Origin of the sequence: Streptomyces sp. NPDC007095 (assembly GCF_040634475.1) — a bacterium.
Classification (GTDB): Bacteria; Actinomycetota; Actinomycetes; order Streptomycetales; family Streptomycetaceae; genus Streptomyces.
Window position 1 is genome coordinate 1 of record NZ_JBEYFS010000160.1, and the last position, 20,457, is coordinate 20,457.

The 20,457-nt window shown below is 70.0% G+C and carries 17 protein-coding genes and 2 pseudogenes; 7 read left to right on the forward strand and 12 right to left on the reverse strand.

Translation table 11 applies throughout. The annotated features are described in order from the left end of the window. Positions 1-274: 274 nt before the first annotated feature. Positions 275-1,408: a glutathione-independent formaldehyde dehydrogenase gene (locus tag ABZ656_RS39575; RefSeq protein WP_101408351.1), complete on the reverse strand. Its 1,134-nt coding sequence runs from the start codon at positions 1,406-1,408 to the stop codon at positions 275-277. A 176-nt stretch (positions 1,409-1,584) separates the two neighbouring features. Between ABZ656_RS39575 and ABZ656_RS39580 the strand changes: the two genes are divergently transcribed. Further along, positions 1,585-1,776, forward strand: a complete 192-nt coding sequence (locus ABZ656_RS39580; RefSeq protein ID WP_030190387.1) for a hypothetical protein — start codon at positions 1,585-1,587, stop codon at positions 1,774-1,776. A gap of 184 nt (positions 1,777-1,960) precedes the next feature. Here the strand turns inward: ABZ656_RS39580 and ABZ656_RS39585 are convergent, their stop codons facing one another. Then, the gene (locus tag ABZ656_RS39585; RefSeq protein WP_360274881.1) at positions 1,961-3,259 is read right to left on the reverse strand and encodes an MFS transporter; all 1,299 of its coding nucleotides are present in this window, start codon (positions 3,257-3,259) and stop codon (positions 1,961-1,963) included. A gap of 75 nt (positions 3,260-3,334) precedes the next feature. Here ABZ656_RS39585 and ABZ656_RS39590 point away from each other — a divergent pair, with 75 nt between their 5' ends. Continuing rightward, the gene (locus ABZ656_RS39590) at positions 3,335-3,892 is read left to right on the forward strand and encodes a TetR/AcrR family transcriptional regulator (RefSeq protein ID WP_360274884.1); all 558 of its coding nucleotides are present in this window, start codon (positions 3,335-3,337) and stop codon (positions 3,890-3,892) included. A gap of 51 nt (positions 3,893-3,943) precedes the next feature. On the opposite strand, the gene ABZ656_RS39595 is transcribed toward ABZ656_RS39590, so the two are convergent. Further along, positions 3,944-5,395: a cytosine permease gene (locus ABZ656_RS39595; protein ID WP_101406766.1), complete on the reverse strand. Its 1,452-nt coding sequence runs from the start codon at positions 5,393-5,395 to the stop codon at positions 3,944-3,946. Positions 5,396-5,732: 337 nt separating this feature from the next. Between ABZ656_RS39595 and ABZ656_RS39600 the strand changes: the two genes are divergently transcribed. Next, positions 5,733-6,239, forward strand: coding sequence for a hypothetical protein (locus tag ABZ656_RS39600; protein ID WP_101406765.1), 507 nt, complete (start codon positions 5,733-5,735; stop codon positions 6,237-6,239). Here the strand turns inward: ABZ656_RS39600 and ABZ656_RS39605 are convergent. The 6 genes and pseudogenes from ABZ656_RS39605 to ABZ656_RS39630 all read right to left on the reverse strand — a co-directional run. Next, positions 6,229-7,194, reverse strand: a pseudogene (locus ABZ656_RS39605) (ABC transporter substrate-binding protein); the annotation flags it as partial. The gene ABZ656_RS39600 and the pseudogene ABZ656_RS39605 sit on opposite strands and share 11 nt — an antisense overlap. A gap of 496 nt (positions 7,195-7,690) precedes the next feature. Next, a pseudogene (locus ABZ656_RS39610) lies at positions 7,691-8,425 on the reverse strand (serine/threonine-protein kinase); the annotation flags it as partial. A gap of 10 nt (positions 8,426-8,435) precedes the next feature. Then, complete coding sequence (locus ABZ656_RS39615; protein WP_360274888.1) at positions 8,436-10,745, reverse strand: bifunctional serine/threonine-protein kinase/ABC transporter substrate-binding protein; 2,310 nt, start codon at positions 10,743-10,745, stop codon at positions 8,436-8,438. Further along, positions 10,745-11,536 (reverse strand): hypothetical protein, encoded by a 792-nt coding sequence (locus ABZ656_RS39620; RefSeq protein WP_101406762.1) that lies wholly within the window; start codon positions 11,534-11,536, stop codon positions 10,745-10,747. Before ABZ656_RS39620 ends, ABZ656_RS39615 begins: the two co-directional genes overlap by 1 nt. Before the next feature lie 88 nt (positions 11,537-11,624). Then, entirely contained in the window at positions 11,625-11,930 is a 306-nt protein-coding gene (locus ABZ656_RS39625; RefSeq protein ID WP_101406761.1) for an antibiotic biosynthesis monooxygenase, read from the reverse strand. A 224-nt stretch (positions 11,931-12,154) separates the two neighbouring features. Next, a complete protein-coding gene (locus tag ABZ656_RS39630) occupies positions 12,155-12,529 on the reverse strand; it encodes a winged helix-turn-helix domain-containing protein (RefSeq protein WP_101406760.1) in 375 nt (124 codons plus the stop codon). A 365-nt stretch (positions 12,530-12,894) separates the two neighbouring features. On the opposite strand from ABZ656_RS39630, the gene ABZ656_RS39635 reads away from it, so the two are divergent. Next, positions 12,895-13,299, forward strand: a complete 405-nt coding sequence (locus ABZ656_RS39635; protein ID WP_360274892.1) for an ANTAR domain-containing protein — start codon at positions 12,895-12,897, stop codon at positions 13,297-13,299. Positions 13,300-13,443: 144 nt separating this feature from the next. Here ABZ656_RS39635 and ABZ656_RS39640 read toward each other — a convergent pair whose 3' ends face one another. Then, on the reverse strand, positions 13,444-14,256 hold the full coding sequence (locus tag ABZ656_RS39640) for an SAM-dependent methyltransferase (protein WP_360274895.1): 813 nt from the start codon (positions 14,254-14,256) through the stop codon (positions 13,444-13,446). Positions 14,257-14,314: 58 nt separating this feature from the next. On the opposite strand from ABZ656_RS39640, the gene ABZ656_RS39645 reads away from it, so the two are divergent. Both ABZ656_RS39645 and ABZ656_RS39650 read left to right on the forward strand, forming a co-directional pair. Further along, positions 14,315-15,802 carry a SpoIIE family protein phosphatase gene (locus ABZ656_RS39645; protein WP_360274898.1) on the forward strand — a complete coding sequence of 496 codons (1,488 nt, stop codon included), beginning with the start codon at positions 14,315-14,317 and terminating at the stop codon, positions 15,800-15,802. 57 nt (positions 15,803-15,859) lie between these two features. Beyond that, positions 15,860-16,015, forward strand: coding sequence for a DUF6131 family protein (locus tag ABZ656_RS39650; protein ID WP_095856802.1), 156 nt, complete (start codon positions 15,860-15,862; stop codon positions 16,013-16,015). A 299-nt stretch (positions 16,016-16,314) separates the two neighbouring features. Here ABZ656_RS39650 and ABZ656_RS39655 read toward each other — a convergent pair whose 3' ends face one another. Next, positions 16,315-18,426: an acyltransferase family protein gene (locus ABZ656_RS39655; RefSeq protein ID WP_360274902.1), complete on the reverse strand. Its 2,112-nt coding sequence runs from the start codon at positions 18,424-18,426 to the stop codon at positions 16,315-16,317. Between the two features lie 416 nt (positions 18,427-18,842). Beyond that, the gene (locus ABZ656_RS39660; RefSeq protein ID WP_101406756.1) at positions 18,843-19,670 is read right to left on the reverse strand and encodes an SDR family oxidoreductase; all 828 of its coding nucleotides are present in this window, start codon (positions 19,668-19,670) and stop codon (positions 18,843-18,845) included. A gap of 75 nt (positions 19,671-19,745) precedes the next feature. On the opposite strand from ABZ656_RS39660, the gene ABZ656_RS39665 reads away from it, so the two are divergent. After that, a complete protein-coding gene (locus ABZ656_RS39665; protein WP_101406755.1) occupies positions 19,746-20,195 on the forward strand; it encodes a MarR family transcriptional regulator in 450 nt (149 codons plus the stop codon). The last annotated feature ends 262 nt before the right edge of the window (positions 20,196-20,457 follow it).

Sequence of the window (20,457 nt, forward strand, 5' to 3'; positions counted from 1 at the left end):
CCCAGGGGCGCGAAGAACCGCGCGCCCCGCAGCCGACGGAGAGGGGTAGGCGGGGACCCGGCCCGCCGTCGTCCATTGCGCGGGGGAGAGGGGTTCACCGCCTTGGCTCCCGTCGCCGACAGCGACCTCGCGCATGGGGAGTGGCGGGCCCGGCTCCCACGGACACACCGTCCGTCGGCACCCCCGTCCGCTGGGGAGCTCCCGGCGCGTCTGACAGGGCATCACACCGCGACAGCCGGTGAGCGGGAGTGGCCGGAGGCTGCGGTCCGCAAGGCTACGGGTGCAGTATCACCTTCGTGTAGCCCTCGATCCGCTTGTCGAACTTGTCGTAGCCCGACGGCGCCTGATCCAGGGGCAGTTCGTGGGAGACGACGAAACTGGGCTTCGCCCTGCCCTCGATGATCATGTCGCGAAGGTACCGGTTGTAGCGCTTCACGTTGCACTGTCCCGTCCCCATCCGCAGGCCCTTCTCGAAGAGCTTGCCGATCGAGACGAGGAGCATGCCCTGCTTGGCCTGCTCGTCCGGGCCGCCGGGGTCGGAGGGCACATAGAGGCCGGGCACGCCGAGCGCTCCGGTGGCTCGAACCGTGCCGACGAGCGAGTTCAGGACGGTCGCCGGTTCCTCGCGGTCCGTGCCGTGCCCTGTCGCCTGATAGCCGACGGCGTCAATGCCCTTGTCCGTGCCGATGCCGTCCGTCTGGTCCTTGATCTGCTCGATCGGGCTGCCCTCGGAGAAGTTGATCGGAACCGCGCCTATCTCCTCGGCCTTCTGCAGCCGTTCGGGGACCCGGTCCACGACGAAGACCTTCTTCGCGCCGCGTATCAGAGCCGAGTAGGCGGCCATGAGTCCGACAGGCCCTCCGCCGTACACCGCGACGCTCTCGCCCGGGCGGACCTGGGCGAGCTCACAACCGTGGTATCCGGTGGGGAAAATGTCGGCGAGCAATATGAAATCACTCTCGTGCTCGTTTCCCGGCGGCAGCTTCAGGCAGTTGAAGTCGGCGAAGGGCACGCGCAGATATTCGGCCTGGCCGCCCTTCCATGGACCCATGGCCACGTATCCGTACGCGCCGCCCGCGAAACCAGGATTGACGGTCAGACAGTAACCGGTGAATCCCTCCACGCAGTTCGTGCAGAACCCGCAGGCGACGTTGAAGGGCATGACCACGCGGTCGCCCTCCTTGAGTGAGGTGATGCCCTGGCCGAGTTCTTCGATGATTCCCATGTTCTCGTGGCCGAAGACGATGCCGGGCTCGGCAGCGGTACGGCCCTCGTACATATGCAGATCGGATCCGCATATCGCGGTCGAAGTGACCTTTACGATCACATCGTTCGGATGCTGGATGCTGGGCTTTTCAACCTCTTCGACCGCAACGCTGAACGGCCCTTTGTAAACGACGGCCTTCACGGCTGCCACCTCCGCTCGGTGACGCATGTATGTGATGTCCACGCCCCCGCCCGCATTCTCCGCGTGACCCATCTCTCATGATTCTCCGTCCTGCGCGATCGGACAAGCCGGTAACGTCTATGTGAATAACTGCCCGGTGCCGTGCAGAGAAATGCAGTGGAGAGGGAGGCCGAAAAATGTCAGCACAGCGACTGGGAACGCTGCTTGTCCCCGTGCCGGGTTTGTCCGGCACTACCTACCCGCCGGGAACGACCGTGACGGTCCGCGGCCGAGGCGCTACGGTCGACGCCTTCGTCAACGGCGACTGGCTTCCCCTGTCATGGTGGGAATTCTCCGACGGTCTGCGCGAGGACATCGCCGACCGCTGACCCCTCCCTTGCATGGGGCTTGCCCTCATCGGTATCCGGACGGGATGCTCCGGCGCGACCGTCGGCCCCGCTTCTGACGCGAGAACCGCGAAGCTCCCGGCAGTGAGCTCTGTCTCTGCCGGGAGTTTCGTGTGTCCGCCCACCCGTCATGGTTCGGGGAGAGGGCGCCCGTGTCGGAGGTTCCTCAGTTGCGGGCCCCGGCAGGCTGTCCGCAGGGGCCGGTGTTCCTGGCCCGTCCCGTGCGGAGCCGTTGGGCGGCGAGCGCGAGGGCGCTGAAGGCGATGACAGCCGTGCTGTAGACGACCGAGGTCTCGTGCAGGCCGACGTTCGTGGTGGCGATCCCTGCGACCACGGCCGGGATGCTGAAGGCCAGGTAGGAGATGACGAACGCGACCGCGAACAGTTCGCCCCGCTCGGCCGGCTCGGCGATTCGGGCCAGTGTGCCGAAGCTGGCCAGGGCCGAGCCACCGAAGCCGATTCCGGCGATGGCGGTGCCGGATGCGGCCATGGTGAGCGAGTTCGCCTCCACACCGCCCAGACCCACTGCCGTGCCGAGGAGCAGCAAGGTGGCCGAAAGGGCGAGCGTGCGCTCGGTGGGCCAGCCGCGCAACGCGAACGCCGTGATCGAGGCGGGCGCGCAGAGCAGGGTGACCACGAGGCCGCCGATGACATGGCTGGAGAGGCCGAACAGGTTGGCGGCCACTGACGGACCGAGTGAGAGATACAGTCCGCCCAGTGCCCAGCTCGCCACCAGGATCGGCACGAGTGCTATCAGGTCCGCGCGCAGACGCGGAGCAACGCCGAGGCGAGGCTGAAGAGACCGTACGACGCCGGGACGACGCTGTGCAGTCTCGGGCATGAGGGCGACGAGCAGACCGGCGAGGGCCAGAGCCGCGAGCAGCAGACCGTAGACCAATCGGGTCGGGTGCGGCCCGTACTGTGCGAGGAAGCCGCAGCCCAGTGCGCCGAGGCCCAGCCCGAACGTCGGGGCCGCACCGGTGATGACGCCGGCGCGGTGCGGCGCGTGGGGCGGGTTGAGATCGACCAGGGTCGCGCCGAGTGTCGTCATGGCCGCACCGGTGGCGATGCCCTGGATGAAGCGGGCCGTCAGAAGGATCGAGACGTCGTCGGCGACGATGAACAGGGCCATCGCCACCGCTTCGAGGGCGATGGCCGAGGCCAGGACCGGTCGGCGGCCGATGTGATCGGACAGTGCGCCGAGCACGAGGAGTGCCGCGATCATTCCGACTACGTACACGGCGAAAACGGTGGTCAGCGTGGCCGCCGAGAAGCTCCATTCGTGCTGGTAGATGACGTAGAGCGGCGACGGCGCGCTCGACGCGGCCATGAAGAGGACGAAGACGGCCGCGATGGAGGCGAAGGCCATCGGCCGGCTCAGCCCGCGCCGCACGCGACCGGACGGTTGGCCGCCGGCGGCTGGGGTCGACGGGATCTTCTTGTGGGACGTGGGTGCGTCAGGCATGCGCTCTCTCCGAATGCAGTGATCACTGCGTTAGTAGTTCTACCCTAACGCAGCGATCAGTGCGATAATTTCCGCATGACCGAAGCAACAGTCCAGCCCCGCCCCGGCGGCCGATCCGCGCGGGTGCGCGCGGCCGTTCACCGCGCGGTCGGGGAGCTGCTCGCCGAAGAGCCGGCCGAGGTGCTGACCATTCCCGCCATCGCGGCGCGCGCCGGTGTGCACGCGACCACGGTGTACCGGCGGTGGGGTTCGGTGGCGCAGCTCCTGGCCGACGCCGCGACCAGTCGGTTCAGTGGCGATGTCGTGGTGCCGGACACCGGCTCTCTGGTGGGTGACCTGGAGCGGTGGACGGGCGATGTCGCCACCGACCTCGCCGATCCCGACGTCCTCGCCCTGATGCGGGCGACGATCGGCTCGGGTCCGGAGGGAGGCAGCGCCTGCACGGCCGACCGACACGCCCAGCTCGGGGCGATCATCGAGCGGGAGCGCGCTCGAGGAGGCAAGGCGCCGAGCGTGGAGCGGGCCGTCGACGGACTGCTCGGTCCGCTGTACTACCGCGCGATCTTCAGCGGGGAGCCCGCGTCCGGCGAGTGGGCGCGGGGCTTGGTCGCGCCGTTGCTCGCGGCGGTCTAGGTCGTCGCGTCGGGCGGCCACGGGCCGTTGTTTCGAGCGCCCATGGCAAGGTCATGGTTCCCGGTGCTCGTGGGACGCCGATTCCAGCGCCGTGATCTCCTCCTCGGCCAGGCGGGCCTCGGCGTCGACATCGATCGACCGGGTGAGCAGCCAGTAGAGCACCGCGGAGACGGGCAGTCCGATGAACAGGGCGATGTCCGCACCGCCGAGCGCGTGGGCGGCGGGTCCGACGTAGAGCGTGCCGACGGAGAAGAACGGCACCATGACGGCGAAGCCGACCAAGTAGGAGATGATGCCGTGCCAGCCCCAGCGGCCGTAGATGCCGTGCGGGTTGAAGATCTCGGCGACCGCGTAGTGGCCGCGGCGCACCACGTAGTAGTCCATGAGGTTCACGGCGGTCCACGGAATGAACAGGTAGAGCACCAACAGCAGGAAGTTGTTGAAGTTCTCAAGGAAGTGGGCGGTGGAGGCCAGCGCCCCCACCACGGAGAGCGCCGCGGTGAGGCCGATCGTCACGACCCGTACGGCGACGGTCGGCCGCACTCTCTTGAACGAGTCGATCGCGCTGATGAGCGTGAGGGACCCGCCGTACATGTTCAGGGCGGTCACCGAGATCAGACCCAGGGCGGAGAACAGCAGGACGATCGCGCCGAAGCCGCTGAAGACCTTGTCGCCCGCCGCGTTGATCGAGCGGACGGTCTCGAAGTCCTTGCCCGCCCACGCGGCGAGCAGAGCCCCGAGACACATCAGCCAGATGCCGCCGAGTGCCGACCCGAAGTACGTCCAGTAGAAGGTCTTGCGGACGGTCACGTCCGGCGGGAGGTAGCGGGAGTAGTCCGAGACGTAGATGGCCCAGCTGATCTGGTATCCGGCGACCACGCCGAACTGCGCGAGGAACGGGGTCCACTGGAAGCCGCCAAGGTCGAAGGAGCCCGGGGGATAGTGCAGCGTGAGGAGGATGCCCACGGTGAAGATGCCGAAGACGACCAGGAAGGTGTAGGTGAGGACCCGCTCGGCGCGGTGGATGACGTCGTAGCCCACCAGTGCGATGACGAACCCGATGAGTGTGACCACGACGACCCACAGCTTGACGCCGCCGTGCAATGTGGAGTGCAGGGCCTCACCGGCCAGGATCGTGTTGAAGACGTTGAACCCCGCGTACTGCACATAGGCGAACAGCCATACGAGCAGAGCCCCGACGTAGCCGAACTGCGGCCGCGACTGGATCATCTGCGGCAGTCCCAGCTGCGGGCCCTGCGCGGAGTGGAAGGCCATGAAGAACGTGCCGAGGATGGTGCCCGCGGCGATCGCGATCAGCGACCAGATGAGGTTGCCGCCCTCGGTGATGCTGATCAGCCCCACCGCCAGGGTGGCGATCTGCGCGTTGGACATGAACCACAGAGGCCCCAGGTGCCAGAGCTTTCCGTGCCGCTCGTCCAGGGGGACGTAGTCGATGGAGCGGATCTCCAGACCCGATACCCGTGGCTGCGACGATGTGGACACGAGTGTCTCCTTTGAGCAGTTTCATCATGTGATGAGAAGATTAACCACCTGTGATCACGTTCATCCTCTTGTCGTACTGGCCAAGGGGGGCCGTACCGGTCAGTATGTCCGGCCGGTACGCAGTGCAATCCCTGGTGCGCCATGCCACTGAAAGGATGAAAAAAACGGCCCCTGCCGGGTGGCTCCGGCGACGCGCCCTGGAAGGGATCACGCGTCAGGTGATCGGGACGACACCCGTGGAGCGGCCGTGCCGGAGAAACGGGCGACACCGCCTCCGGAGGTGCGAACGACCGTCTCGAGAGCGGCGACGGCAACGACAAGCCTCATCGGGGACGCCTTGGGTTTCTTCGGCGCCTCGGGGGCCGGTGACGAGGTACTCCTGGAGGGACCCGGGGGGTTCGGCGACGCGACGGGCGACAGTGTCGCCGTCTCGGGCGACGCGAGTGGGGCGGGCGGTGACGACGTCATCGACCTCGGCGAGGACGGCGGCACGATCGCGACCGGGGACCACTCCGCTTCCGGGGGCACCGCGGTCGGCTCCGGCAACGACCGGATCGCGGAGGGAAGCACGGGGGAGTTCTTCATCGTCGGCGACAGTGCCCTGAGGGACGCCACCGGGGCGACCGCCGGGCGCGATGTGATCTACGGGCGTGGTGGGAACGACCTGCTGTTCGGCGACAGCATCGACCAGAACACCCAGAGCGTCCCGGGACGGCGGGGAAGGGCCTGGCGTCGAGATCAGCTGCGAGATCTGACCGCCCCGCCCAGTGAACCGATGGCCGAGCCGTCCGTCCTGCTCGAGCACGGCCTGCGCGAGATACGGCCTGCGCGGTTCAGGCCGTGACGTCCTTGTACTGGCCGAGAAAGCGGAAACGGCCACCGGACGCCTGGAAGAGATACAGCCCGTCCACGTTGTAGCCGGTGCTCGATGCCGTGTAGTGCAGTCGTTTGGTGATCCCCCGGTAGTCGGTGTCGCGCAGCCGGTCCACCATCGCGCCCCGTTCCGCGCGTGAGGCGCCCCCCGTCGTCATGACACGGGCGACGAAGAGCGTCGCGTCGTAGGCCTCGGCGGAGTACCAGGGCGGGGCGACGCCGCCGAAGCGTTCGCGGTAGGCGGTGACGAAGGACCGCGCGGCCGTCACACGGGTCGGATCGAGGAAGGCGGTGGAGAAGACCCAGCCCTCGGCGGCGTCGCCCGCCGCGGTGAGGAAGCGGGGGTCGAGGGCGCGCTGGGTGGCCAGTCGCGTACCCGGGTAGCCCGCGGAACGCAGCGCACGGGCCAGTTTCGCGGCGCGCGCGTACCCTCCGGCGAACACCACCGCGTCCGCGCCCGACCCGGTCAGTTTCTCGGCCAGGGTGCGGAAGTCGTCGGCCGCGTCGTTCTCGGCGGCGAGGGTGCGCCGGGTCGTGGCGTGCCCGCCGGCTCGCATGGCCTCGCTGACGCGTGTGCAGATCTCCCAGCTGAAGCCGCCCTCGGCCGCGTCGTCGACCAGCACCGTCCTGCGTGCCCGGGCGGTGCGCACGAGATGGGCGACGATCGGCGCCGCCAGGGTGGCGTCGGCCGGACGGGTGGCCGCGTACACCTGGTAGGTGAAGGCGGACACGTCGTCGAGTCCGACCGACACCGAGACCATCGGGAGCAGAGCCTGCTGGTACCGGTCGAGGGCGGCCTTCGCGCAACCGTCGGTCGTCGGCCCGATCACCGCTCGGACCCGGTCGTCGGCCGCCAGTTGCCGAGCGACCCGTTGCGCCCGGGTCGTGCTGCCCGCGTCGTCGTGCACTTGGAGCACCAGGTCGAAGCCGCGGTCGGCACGGGAGTTGAGGTGGTCGACGGCGAGCCGGACGCCGTTCTCCTGCCCGGCCCGCCGCCGCGTGGCTTCCGCTCAGATCGGCGTGCAGGGCGACGGCCAGCCGAGGAAGCCGCGCGCGGGTCCCCCGCGTCGAGGCGCGGCCGGGGCGATCCGCGGTCCACCAGGCCGTCGTTCCGCCTGCCGCCAGGACCCCGGCGGCCGAGCCCAGCATCAGGAGGCGGCGTCGTGCGGAGGCCTTCGGCGGCCGCTCCGGGCCGGGTACCGGATCGTCGCCGGGCGGCACGTCGACCGCCGTCGTCCTGGAGATCTCGGTCGCCTCGACGGCGGGCAGGGCGAGTACGGCCGTCGATCCGAGCGCGATCAGACGGGTGAGCGGCTCCGGCAGCCAGCCCCCGCTGTGCCGGCCGTCAGGATGCTCCCGGTCCAGGGTCCGCCGTACCTCGGCCACGGTGGGACGGGAGCCGGGCTCCTTCCCCAGGCAGTTCCGCAGCAGCGGCAGCAACGTCGCCGGAACCCCGTCGAGGTCCGGCTCGTCGTGGACCGTACGCATCAGCACCTCGGCCACCGAGCCCCGGCCGAAGGGGCGTTCGCCCGTCACGGCGAACGCGAGCAGACAGCCGAGCGAGAAGACGTCACTGGCCGGCCCGATCTCCCTGCCCTTTCCCCTGGCCTGCTCGGGGGAGAGGAAGCCGGGGGAGCCGACCACCATCCCGCTGGCGGTGAGCGCGGTGTCCTCCGGCATGCGGGCGATACCGAAGTCGATCATTCGCGGTCCGTCGACCGCGAGCAGCACATTGCCGGGCTTGACGTCCCGGTGCACCAGACCCGCCCCGTGCACGGCGTCCAACGCCTCGGCGAGGCGGGCTCCCAGGAACCGGACCGTGTGGTGCGGCAGCGGTCCGCACCCCTCCACCGCGTCCTCCAGGGAGGGGCCCGGCACGAAAGCGGTGGCGAGCCACGGCGACTGCGCGTGCGGGTCCGCGTCGAGCAGCGGTACCACCCAGGGGCTGGAGACCCGTCCCGCTGTCTCCACCTCACGACGGAACCGGGCACGGAAGCCCGGGTCGTCCGCGTACGCGGCGCGGATGACCTTCAGCGCGGCGAGCGAACCCCCGGCGGAGCGGGCCAGGTACACCACACCCATACCGCCCGCGCCCAGCCGGCGCAGCAGCCGGTAGCCCGCGACGCCGGCCGGGTCGGCGCCGCGCAACGGCTCCATCAGCGCCCCATCAGGTGGACACCTGGTACGGCGCCACGCCCTGGTACCGGAACCGGCCTCCGGTGACCTTCCACAGGAAGACCCCGTTGCCGTCGATGACGAGGGCCCCGGTCTTCTTGTCGAACGCGAAGTTCTTCGTGATCCCCTTGTACGTGGCCGAACGGAGCGCTGTCGTCAGGTCCTGGCGGGTGACGCGCGCGGCGGGCAGCGTACTCAGAGTCCTCACCGCGAGGCGGGCCACGTCGTAGGCCTCCACGGCATACCGCTCCGGCTCGGCACCGAATCGCCTGCGGTACGCGGCCGCGAACGCCCTGGCTTGCGGAGCCACGGAGGAGTCCATGACGGGGGCGACGATGACCCAGCCCTCGGCCGCGTCCCCGGCAGCCGACAGGAACCGGGGGTCGAGCACCCCCTCGGCGGCGGTCCGGGCCCCCGGGAAGGCACGGCTCTTCAGCTCTCGTGCCAGCAACGCGGCCCGGTCCTGATAGCCGGCGAAGACCACGGAGTCCGCTCCGCCGTCGAGAAGGGCGTCGAGGGCCGGCCCGAAGTCGGTCCGCAACGCGCTCACCACCTTCGGCACGGCCGGCTGTCTCGCGTCCCGCAGAACCCGGCTCAGCGTGCTGCTGATCTCCCAGGCGTACGCGTCCGCCGCCCGGTCGTCGACGATCCCGATCGTGCGCGACTTCGCGGTGCCGCGCAGATAGGCGCTGAGATAGAAGGGCAGGATCGTGTCCGTGGGGCGGGCGTGGAGGAGGGACCGGCTGCCCATCACCGTCAGCACGGTGGCTCCGGGCGAGACCGCGATGACGGGCAGCAGCGCGGCGTCGTACGTCGCGAGCGAGGCCTGGGCGGTGGCGTCCGTGGTGGGACCGATCACGGCCAGGACGGAACGGTCGGAGACCAACTGCTCGGCCGCGGCCGGCGCCTTGGCCGGATCGCCGCCGTCGTCCACGGTCTTCACGGCGAGCGTGAAGGGCCTGTCCGCATGGGCGTTGAACTCGGCGACCGCGAGCCGCAGTCCCTTCTCCTGAGCCTGGCCGACAGTCTTCTGGTCACCGGTCAGGTCGGCGTGCAGCCCGATGGTGTGCACGGGCCGGGCGACCGTCGAGGCCGAGCCGGAGGCCTTGCCGTTGCGCTCGCCGTCGCCGGAAAGCGCCGCCCAGGCGGCGGGGCCGCCCCCGGCCGCGACGGCCGTGGCGGCACCGGCCAGCAGGAGGCGGCGTCTGTCCACGACGCGGCGCGGCGGCGAGGCGGGCGCCGGTACGGTGGCGCCTTCCGCGTCCGCCGCACCGGAACCGATCGCCGCGGAGTCGAACTCGGTGTCATCGATGCCGGGCAGCGCGAGCCCCGCGGCCGACCGTTCGGCGATCAGCTGGATCAACGTTTCGGGCAGCCAGGCGGCTTCGGCGCCGGGGACTTTGCCTTCGGAAGCCCGGTTCCGCACCCGCAGGGCCTCGCGGGGATCGGGAGGCGCAGCGTCCTGTACGGGAAGCAGGGGGGTGGTGGAGGAGTCAGCCCCGGGTACCGAGAGTGCCTTCGACAGCGCCGACGCCGTGGGCCGCAGATGCGGGTCCTTCTCCAGGCAGCCGCGCACCACTTGGTCGAGCTCCTCCGGAACACCCTCCAGATCCGGCGCGTCATGCACCGCGCGGAACAGCAGCGCGTCGAGCGAACCTGTTCCGAACGGCGGGCGGCCGGTGGCCGCGTAGGCCAGCACGCAGCCCAACGAGAAGATGTCACCGGCCGGTCCCAGGTCCCGCCCGCCCTGGGCCTGTTCCGGTGACAGGAAGCCAGGGGTGCCGACCACGACGCCGGTCGACGTGAGCGCGGTGTCCTCCGGGTCGCGGGCCACACCGAAGTCGATCAGGCGTGGTCCGTCGAGCGCCAGCAGCACATTTCCCGGTTTGACGTCCCGGTGCACGAGACCGGCGGCGTGAAGGTCCCGCAGTGCGTCGGCGAGCCGGGCACCCAGCACCCGCAGGCTCCGCGCGGGCAACGGACCGTGCGCGGCGACGGCCTCACCGAGCGAGGGCCCCGGTACGAAGGTGGTGGCCAGCCAGGGTGCCGCCGCTTCGGGGTCCGCGTCCACGAGGGACGCCACCCAAGGGCTGGTCATCCTGCGGGCTGTGTCCGCCTCGCGCCGGAACCGTTCCCGGAAGTCGGCGTCCTCGGCGTACTCGGCCTGGATCACCTTCAGCGCGACCAGCGATCCCCCGGCCGAGCGGGCCAGGTACACCACACCCATGCCGCCCGCGCCGAGTCGCCCGAGCAGTCGGTAGTCCGCCAGCTTGGCCGGGTCGGACGTACGGAGCGGTTCCATCACTTCCCCTTCAACCGCTGCTGGACGCGGGTCAGCATCTGCGCCAGGGCGTGGGTGCCCAGTTGATCGAGTTCCGGCTGGGGGCGCCCCTTCGCGCCCGTCACCGAGACGGCCACGACGACCGTGCCGAGCCGGGCGACCATCCACCGGTACGACTGTGCGCCGCCCTTCTCGACGTACTGGCCCGCTTCGAGTACGGAGTCGTCGGCGTACTGCTGCTCGCGGGCGCCGAAGGGGGTGCCGAGGGACATCAGGCCCGTGATCCGCTCGTCGGTCCGGGGCTGCTGCTCCGGGCAGCGCAGAACCTCCTCGAGGGTGGTGCTCAGTTGGTCGTCGGCACCGAGGACGGAGGAGTGCGCGGTGGCCGCGGCCGTCACCTTGACGGTGCCCTTGCCTTCGCCACCGGGCAGTCGGCTGTACCGGGACGTGCCGGCCAGTACCCCGTGGGGGAGCTTCTCCCGCTGCCAACGGCAGCCGCCGTCCAGCACGGCCCAGGTACCGGGAGTGCTCTGGGACGGATCCTGGGCGACGAAGCCCCGGCCCCAGTCGCTCGGGGCGAGCACGACGGAGTCGACCAGTCTTCGCGCGTCCTTTGAGGTCCGGGGGACAAGCGCGGCCTCGGGTGTGAACCCGGAAGCGGAGCTCGAACCGTCCGAAGGGGTCGCTCGGGTTTCCGGCGCGGTGCTGGGTGAGGCCGAACCGCCGGAAGCGCCCGCACAGCCGGTCAGCAGACTCCCTGCCACCAGGAGGGGCACCCAACTCCCGAGCCAGCCTGCGGAGTTGTTCTTCACTCAGTCCCCTCGAAACCGTCCGTGTCGTCCGACTCCTCGAACGTAGACGGCTGCGACGAAGGCAGCCTCAGTGAAAACACGTAATCGGTCACGTATTGCGGAGCTTGCTCGCGAGCACGTCGGCGTACTCGATGGAGGGCGGTTCACGGAGCAGCTCGGGCCCCTTGTCCGCGAGTGCCTTGCCCACGCCGCCGACCAGGTGGGCCCGGCGGGCGGCGTCGTCGGGGAACGCGCCGAAGATGGCGAAGGTGGACTCGTCCAGTTGCACGGCGAACCACGCCACCGTGTCGGGCTCCTCCTCGACGACGGCCCGAGCGCTGGTCAGAAACTCCGCGAGGTCCTTCTCCCTGCCGGGTCTGGCCCGGACCCGGACCCACAAGCCGACGTTGACCATGTCAGCGGCCGCCCAGCACGCAGCTTGTGGTCCTTATGCCACTGTTTCGACCCTGCCATGCCCAAGCGACATGCCAACCGGGACCTCTCCTCCCGGGGCGGGCCCGCGGCTCAGCGAGCCCGGCGGCCAGGACCGGCACCGTGACCGCGGGCAGCGGCCCCCGGTCGGGGTATGCCCAGCCACACCCTCATGGGGCGGCGAACGGACCGTCCCGGGCGGAGAGGTCAGTCCTTCGCTCGCCGAGCGGAATGATCGAACGTGGGCGAGTGCTGTTCGGGCTCCGGCCTGCCGTCGCGCCGTGCGTCGTGCCGGTCGAGGAGGGTCAGCAAGCCCTCTACGCTCAACCCGGCCTCCGCCGGGTGCCGAAGGATGGTCCCCGGTTCGATGTGGTAGATGTTGGAGCGGCCCTGGCGGGTGTGGGTGAGATAGCCCTCCTGCTCCAGATCGGAAATGATCTTCTGGACGGCGCGCTCGGTGAGTCTGCACCGTGCGGCGATGTCGCGGATTCGGGTTCCCTGATCCCTGGAGATGGCGGCCAGCACCCGGGCGTGGTTGGTGAGAAAGGTCCAGCCGGAATGTCCCTGTGGTACTTCACCCATGTCTCGAGGATACGGCCCGGCATTCGCGCATTCAAAAGGGTGAAAGAAAGTTCCTGTATCTCTTGACGTGTGAGGATCTGAAGGCTGACGCTTGGAGTAGTGAGACAGGCGGATGCCCCAGGAGCGACTGCCATGCACGAACGTCCACTCTCCGTCCAGGTCGGCAGCGAAGTCTTCGGCCCGCTTCTGAAGGCTGTGGCACGTCCGGCCGATGAACGGACTGTCGCCGCTGTCTCCGGTGGCATCGACACCGAGCACCGACTCCAGCGCTCCCTGCGCCAAGCCCCCACGCGGTCGACCGGCGGACCGGCGACGGCCGTGACAGGCATCCCGGCAAGAGCGACAGAGCGCACAAGGAGGTTGGGTTGAGCGGCGAAGCCGAGCAGGACCTGCGCACTGAAGTCGTCCAGCTCAAACGGGCCATGCAGACCCGGCCGGTCATCGATCTGGCCAGGGGAGTCCTGATGGCCTCGTTCGGCCTGGGCGCCGACGACGCCTGGACTGTATTGGTCGAGGTGTCCCAGCACACCAACACCAAACTCCACCATGTCGCCGAAGAGCTGGTCGGTGCCGTGAACGGAGATCCGCTTCCCGACCCGCTCCGGCAGCAGGTGTCCGCGGCGGTCGCCGAAGTCCTCGGTCCCCATGCCCCCAGCCATCCGAGCGTCGAGTGGCGCTCTCCCGCCGACCGGAGGTCACAGGCCGGCGGTGAGGGAAGCACGCTGCCGATGTCCGACCACCGTCGCGATCTGTCGTCGGACCCGCTCTGATGCCCGGCCTTCGGCCTTACCGCCCGTGCCACCTTCCCTGCTGACGCCCACGTTCCTCTCGCCGTAGTCGCCGTAGTCGCCGTAGTCGCCGAAGCCGCCGTACTCGCCGAACTCGCCGAACTCGCCGGACTCACCGAAGCCGCCTCACGCACGCTTGCGGCCGACGCCCGCGTACACCCAGTACTCCGACGGGTTCTCCGGGATGTGGTCGTCCGGGGCCGGGCGCCACAGGGGTACGTAGACCAGGTCGGGCTCCACCAGGTCGAAACCGTCGAAGAGATTCCGGATCTCGCCGCGGGAGCGCGCGGTGACCGGGGAAGTGGCCTTGGACCGGTACAGCTGCCCCACGGCGGCAGCCGTGTCCGGGCGATCCTGGTTCGTCGCATGCGTGAGCGCCAGCCAGCTCCCCTCGGGCAGGGCGTCCCGGAACGCGGCCACGATGCCGGCGGGGTTCTCCTCGGGCGTGATGAAGTGCAGGATCGTGATCATCAGTACCGCGACGGGCTGCTCGAAGTCGATCAGCTTCCGTACCTGCGGGGACGACAGGACGTCGGCCGGCCGGCGGATGTCGGCGTCGACGATGTCCGCGCCGGGATTGTCGGCGAGCAGGGCAGTGCTGTGGGCCACGGCCACCGGGTCGCTGTCCACGTAGACCACCCGGGCCTCCGGGCTGGCCGCCTGTGCCACCTCGTGGACATTGCCCTGCGTCGGGATGCCCGATCCGAGGTCGATGAACTGCCGCACCCCGGCCTCGACCAGAAAACGCACGGCCCGGCCGAGAAAGGCGCGATTGGCCCGCGCCAGCGTGCGCACCTGGGGGTCGATCGCCGTGAAGGCCGCCAACGCCTCCCGGTCTATGGGGAAGTTGTGCTGTCCGCCGAGCATCGCGTCGTACATCCGGGCGACGCTCGCCTTGTCGGGATCGATTTCCTGCGGGAGACCGTCGTTGTCGGCCAACTCAACTCCCTTTCATGTCCGTGATCTTGACGCTCCATCATATAGTTGCCGACCATGTGTGGCGGGACGATGCCCAGGCCACGCTCCCGGAGTCGAGCCCCACCGGAAAGGCACAACCCTGCGGAACGAAGCGCACTGTCCCACGGACGACGAACCCGCCACCGCGCGCTCACGCCGTCAGCCGGCCTTTTTCCCCGCGGCCGACGTCATCGGCTCGGAACTCGACCTGGGCCTGACCGGCAGCCATGTCGTCCACGCCCTGACGCCCGGGTTCTGCGACGCGGCCTCGGTCTACCTGCTGGAGCGCTGGCTGCTGGAGGAGAACGCGTACGCCTCCGCGGAACCACCGCAGATCGAGGCCCGCCGACTGGCGCTGCGCATCGGAACGGACGCACCCGAGGACTGGGAGGGGCTGCTGCCGGTCGGCGAGGTCATCGTCTTTCCGCGCGGGACGCCCTACACACGTGCCATCGCCACCCTCGAGGCGCAACTGCTCGACACGGTCGACGCCCATACGTCCGCGCGGCTCAGCACCTCCGGTGGCGGCGACGCCCGCATGGACGTCCTCTTGCGCACGGCTTCCTTCCTCGTCGTCCCGCTGCATCTGCGCGGTACCGCCGTCGGATTCATCGCCTGCACGCGCGGCCCGGACGAAGCGCCCTTCCTGCCCGTCGACGCCGAGGCCGTGGAGGCGCTGGCCGCACGCGCCTGTGTGGCCCTGGACAACGCGCGCCGGTACGCACGCGAACGCCGTACGGCACTGGCCATCCGCCGAAGCCTGCTCCCTGCCACTGAGCGGGTGTTCGAGGGTTGCCGTATCGCCCACGGCTACCTTCCCGCCGGGCACGACAACATCATCGGCGGTGACTGGTTCGACGTGCTGCCCCGGTCGGGAGGCCGCGTCAGTCTGATCGTCGGAGATGCCATGGGGCACGGTCCGGAATCGGCCGTCGCCATGATCCAGCTGCGCACCGCCGTCCGTACCCTGGCGGGACTGGACATCACCCCGGCCGAGCTGATGCGCCGCCTCGACGCGCTCGCCTGTGACACACCGGGAGCTTCCTTCGCCACGTGCATGTACGCCGAGTGGGACGCGAGGCGCCGCACATGCACCTTCGTCGGAGCCGGCCACCCGCCCCCGCTGATCCGCGATCCGGGCGGACGGACCAGGCCGGTCACTCTCACCAGCCCGGGCCTGCCCCTCGGACTCGGCATGGGGGCGTACGAGCCCACCGTCCTGCACGTGCCCGACCCCGTACTGCTCCTGCTCTACAGCGACGGCCTGGTCGAGTCCCGCCACACCGACATCGACCAGGGCATCGCGCGTCTCGCCGGCCTTCTCGACACGGCCGGCGTCGACTCCGACGGCGCCACCGGCCCGGACACCCTGCAATCCCTGTGCCGACGGCTGCTTCACGGCACGTCGGCCACCAACGACGGAGCGGACGACCGCACGATCCTGCTCACCGAGCTCGTACCCGCGACGAGCCCACCCCCACCGCAGGAGCCGGAGAGCTCCCCCGATCGCGTGCCGCAACCGCGTTAGGAGTTGCCCTGCGGTGGTACACGGAGGGACGAGGGGGGCTCATTGCGGGAGGTTGCAATGCTTGTCCTCGGCATCATTCTGCTCGTCGTCGGTTTCGTCACGGGCATCAGCATTCTTTGGACGATCGGCGTGATCCTTGTGATCATCGGACTCGTCCTGTGGATCCTCGGGGCTGCCGGACACGCTGTCGGTGGTCGCCGCCACTACTGGTGACTGGGGCCGCGGGCAGGCCCGCGTGCGCCTTACGTCGTGAAGCGGTGGTCGCCGGAGCCGACCCGGTACACCACGCAGCCGTCCTCCGTCCGCAGAAACGTCGCATGGGTGTGGGTCACCGCGTCCGGATCTTCCCCGGGGACCCACACCTCAGATCTGATAGGCGCTCGTGCGCACCCCCGGTTCGGCCGAGGCCATCGGCCAACTCGGCTGCGGGTGTTGCGCGTCGAGGCCCAGAGTTCCTCCATCTGATCACTGGGCCCCCATGTAGGGGCCTCGGCCTCGCATCTCCGGTGTGTTCAGGAGCTGCCGACGAGGCGGTCCAAGGGGCCGGCGAGGACAGGGGCGAGGGCCGCGGCGTAGGCCTCGGAGAGGTGGCTTTCGTCGCGGTAGACGGCGGTGTTGCCGACGACGACGGGGCAGATGCCCGTGCGGATCGCGCAGACCCAGGGTCGGGGGTCGATGACCGCGGCGCCGGTCGCGGCGGCGGCGTTGCGGATGGCGGTCTGGCGGGTCGCATCGTGGATCGCGTCCGGCAGGTGATTCGCGCAGGCGTGCAGTTGCAGGGAGTTGTCGGCGGCGCAGTCGACCGGGTCGCCCTTGGGCCAGGGGGTGTCGAGCAGGGCTGCGACGTGGGCGCCGGAGGCGCCGAGGTCCCGGAAGGTGTCCTCGAAGCCGGTGGTCCACCGCCGCAGGGTGTCGTCGTCGGGCTGGGCGGGGTCGCCCGCGTCCGAGGAGGAGACGACCACCAGGGCGGGGTGAAGGGCGTTGATCCTCGCTACGGCGTTGGAACGCCAGGTGTCGCAGGCCGTGTACGGCTTGTGGCGGTTGATGATGGTCACGCCGGCGGTCTTGCAGGAGGCCTTCGTCAGTGAGACCAGCTTCCACCCGCGCTCCGTCGCCAGGCCCTGCAGAGCCGGGAACCACTGGGCCGCGTGGGAGTCGCCGAAGAGCACGACGGTCCGGGAGGACGCGAGGTTCCCGTAGACGCACGGCGGATTACGGGTGCTGGCGTAGTCGACGTGGCAGCCGTCCCGGTAGACCGCGGACCGGGAGGACTTCACCTTCGGCAGGGCCGGGGTGAGGTTGTTCGGCAGGCTGCCGGAGGATGCCGCGAGGAGCTCGGCCAGCCGCGCCTGCGGGTCCGGCGCGTCGGCCAGTTCCTTTGCCAGTACGGGCGCGGTCCCGCCCACTTCGATCGTCGGCGGGACCGCCGCCGCCGTCAGCGCCAGCACCGTGGCCCCTGCCGACAGCCCGACGCCGAGCGCCAAGGCCCGGTGCGGCCGTCCCCGGAACACCCGGTGGAAGCGGACCGGGTTCTCGACGAGGCGCAGCGTCAGCCAGGCCAGGCCCAGCGCGACCGCGCACAGCCCGAGCGCGAGCGGCACCTCGGCGATGCCGTCCGTACGGCCCAGTGCCACCGGGGCTACGACCAGCAGCGGCCAGTGCCACAGGTACCAGCCGTACGAGAGCCCGCCCAGCCACACCAGAGGCCGCCGCCCGAGCAGCCACCCCGCGCCGTGCGAGGCGGGCGCGCAGCCGCCGGCCAGGACGAGCGCGGCGCCGAGGACCGGCAGGAGGGCGTGGTAGCCCGGGAAGGGCGTCTCGTCGTCGTACCGGACCGCCGCCAGCACGACGCAGGCCAGGCCGAGCCAGGTCAGCGGGGCCGCGAGGGCGGCGGGCAGCCGTTCCAGCCGGGCCGTGGCCAGCGCCAGCAGCGTGCCGGCGCCGAGCTCCCAGCCCCGGGTGGGGGAGCCGAAGTACGCCCAGGGCGCCGAGGAGTTCGTCACCAGGACGCTGATCACGAACGACACCAGGCACAGCGCCCCGAGCACCGGAGCGATCAGTCGGCGCCGGCCGCGGGCGGCCCGCCAGCTGAGCAGCAGGAGCAGCGGCCACACCAGGTAGAACTGCTCCTCCACGGCGAGCGACCAGAAGTGCTGGAACGGCGAAGGCGGACTGTTCTGGGCGAGATAGTCCGTACCGGCCGCCGCCAACCGGAAGTTGACCGCGTACAGCGCGCTGCCGAGGGCGTCGCCCGCGTACTCGGCGAGCCGCGCCTTAGACAGGAACAGCCATGACCCGGCCAGCGTGACCGCGATGACCAGGGACGACGCGGGCAGCAGCCGCAGCGCCCGGCGGGCGTAGAAGGTGCGGACCGACAAGCGGCCGGTGGTGGCGAGTTCGCGCAGCAGCAGGGACGTGATGAGGAAGCCGGAGATCACGAAGAAGACGTCGACCCCGACGTATCCGCCGCTGACCTGCGGCACTCCGGCGTGGGAGAGCACCACGAGCGTGACGGCCACCGCGCGCAGCCCCTGGATGTCCAACCTTAAGGCGTGGCGTCCGGGTGGTGCGTTTCTGCCGCCCGCTGGGATGGTACGGACCTCGGCGGGCGTGGTGCTCGGCATCAGGCGCAACTCCTTGGGGGACTGACATGGATTGACGCCGTACTTTCCGGCCGCCGCCCGGAGTTCGGGTGAACAACGCCTCAACTTCGCGGGAATCCCCGGCGTGCCCGTGCGGATCCCGCTGATCGGAGGGGTGACCCCGCCGAGCGGATGTCAGGCGGTCGAATGGGGGAGGGCCCCGCGTGGCCTCTGGGCGAGGTGCCTACGTGGTCGCCCCTGGGCCATGTCTCCTGGGCGTCAACAAGCCGGTCCAGTCGCCCGGCGACAAACCGCCGACGCCCTGCGGACCGTGTCCGCGGGGCCGCCTGCCTCCTCTTCACCGGCGAGGAGCGGTCGGCCGGGGCGTTCGCGGTGGGGGACGACCAGGCCGGCATCGATGATGACCCGCACGTTTCCTCCAGCTCAGTCCTCCCTGTTCACGCCCCGAGCCAGGAGGTGGTGAGAGCCTGTACGGCTGAGCCGTCGGCGTCGGCCAGCTTGACCGCGGTGAAGCCGGCCGCGGACTCGGAGCTCTGGTAGCGGAACCGGGGCTCGGCGGCCGTCAGCGCGCCCACGACGATCTCCGCGCACTCCCGGGCCGACTGCGCCGCGGAGAACGCCTGCTGGGTGCGGGCCAGGTAACCGTTGATCACCGGCTGGTAGTCCCCGGCCCCGGCGACCAGGGCCTCGACGTCCCGGTCGGCCCGCACGTTCGCGACGAACTCGGTGGCCACGGCGCCGGGCTCGATCACGCTCACCGCGACACCGAGCTTGCCGACGACAGGGGCGAGACTCTCCATCCAGCCCTCGACCGCGAACTTGGCCGCGCAGTAGGCCTCGTTGAACGGCTGGCCGACGACGCCTCCGATGCTGGTGACCGTGATCAGACGCCCCTTGGCGGCGCGAAGGTACGGCAGTGCGGCCTTGGTGACCTGGACGACTCCGAAGAAGTTGACCTCCATGACGTCGCGGACGTCGTCAATGCTCTCCAGCTCGATGGTGCCCAGGTGTCCGGCCCCGGCGTTGTTGATCAGCGCGTCCAGCCGTCCGTGGTCGGCGATCACACCGTCGACGCAGGCCCTGACCGAGTCCGGATCCGTCACGTCGAGCTGTCGGACGTCGGCGTCGGGCAGCCGCTCGAGCAGCGCTGCGGCTTTGTCGGTGTTCCGCATGGTCGCGACGACCACGTAGCCCGCCTTCGCGGCGAGTACGGCGGTTTCCAGGCCGATGCCGGTCGACGTGCCGGTGACAAGGGCGATCTTCATGATGAGCCTCCATGATTGCGTGTACACACACATTAAGGTTGTGTGTGCGTGCACGCAAATTGGTAGACTCGCCTGGTGACGGACATCAAGCTCAAGCAGGCAGAACTGCCTGTCGAGGACCAGGCGTACTACCGCCTCGTAGGGGTGAGCAGTGCCCTCACCTCACGCGCGAGCGCCCGATTGGAGGAGGACTTCCGCCTGCCGGCCTCCTGGTTCGAGGTACTGCTCTGGCTCTACCACCAGGACGGGCCGCTGTCGGCCACCGACCTCGGCTCCTGCGCGTTGATCAGCCGCAGCCAGGTCTCCCGGGTGATCGACGCCCTCCAGGCCCGCGAACTGGTCACCCGCGCCCCTTCGGCCACCGATGCCAGGTCGGTCGAGGTGACCATCACATCAAAGGGCCGCGACCTCTTCGAGCACGCGGACGCCGCCCGCCGCGAAACCCTGGCTCCCGTCCTGGCGGACAGGCTGGACCCGTCCGAACTCGAAGAACTGGCCCGCATTCTCCTCAAGCTCAAGGACTGATGGCGGTATCGGCCACCGCCCCGGTGCGTGTCTGAAGGTGTACTCCGACCAGATCACCGGACAACAGCGTTCAACCTGAGCTGTCCACGCCGACCAGCGCCGGGGCGAGCCACTCCAGCCGGTCACCCACCCCGGCGATCTCGGGGGAACGGCGACGTGCGCGGGCGGCTGGGCCGGGGCGGCCATCCGGTCCACGTAGTCGCGCGTCGTGGCCGACGGGATGCCGAACTCCTGGCCCACGTCGGCGGCCTGCTGTGAATGG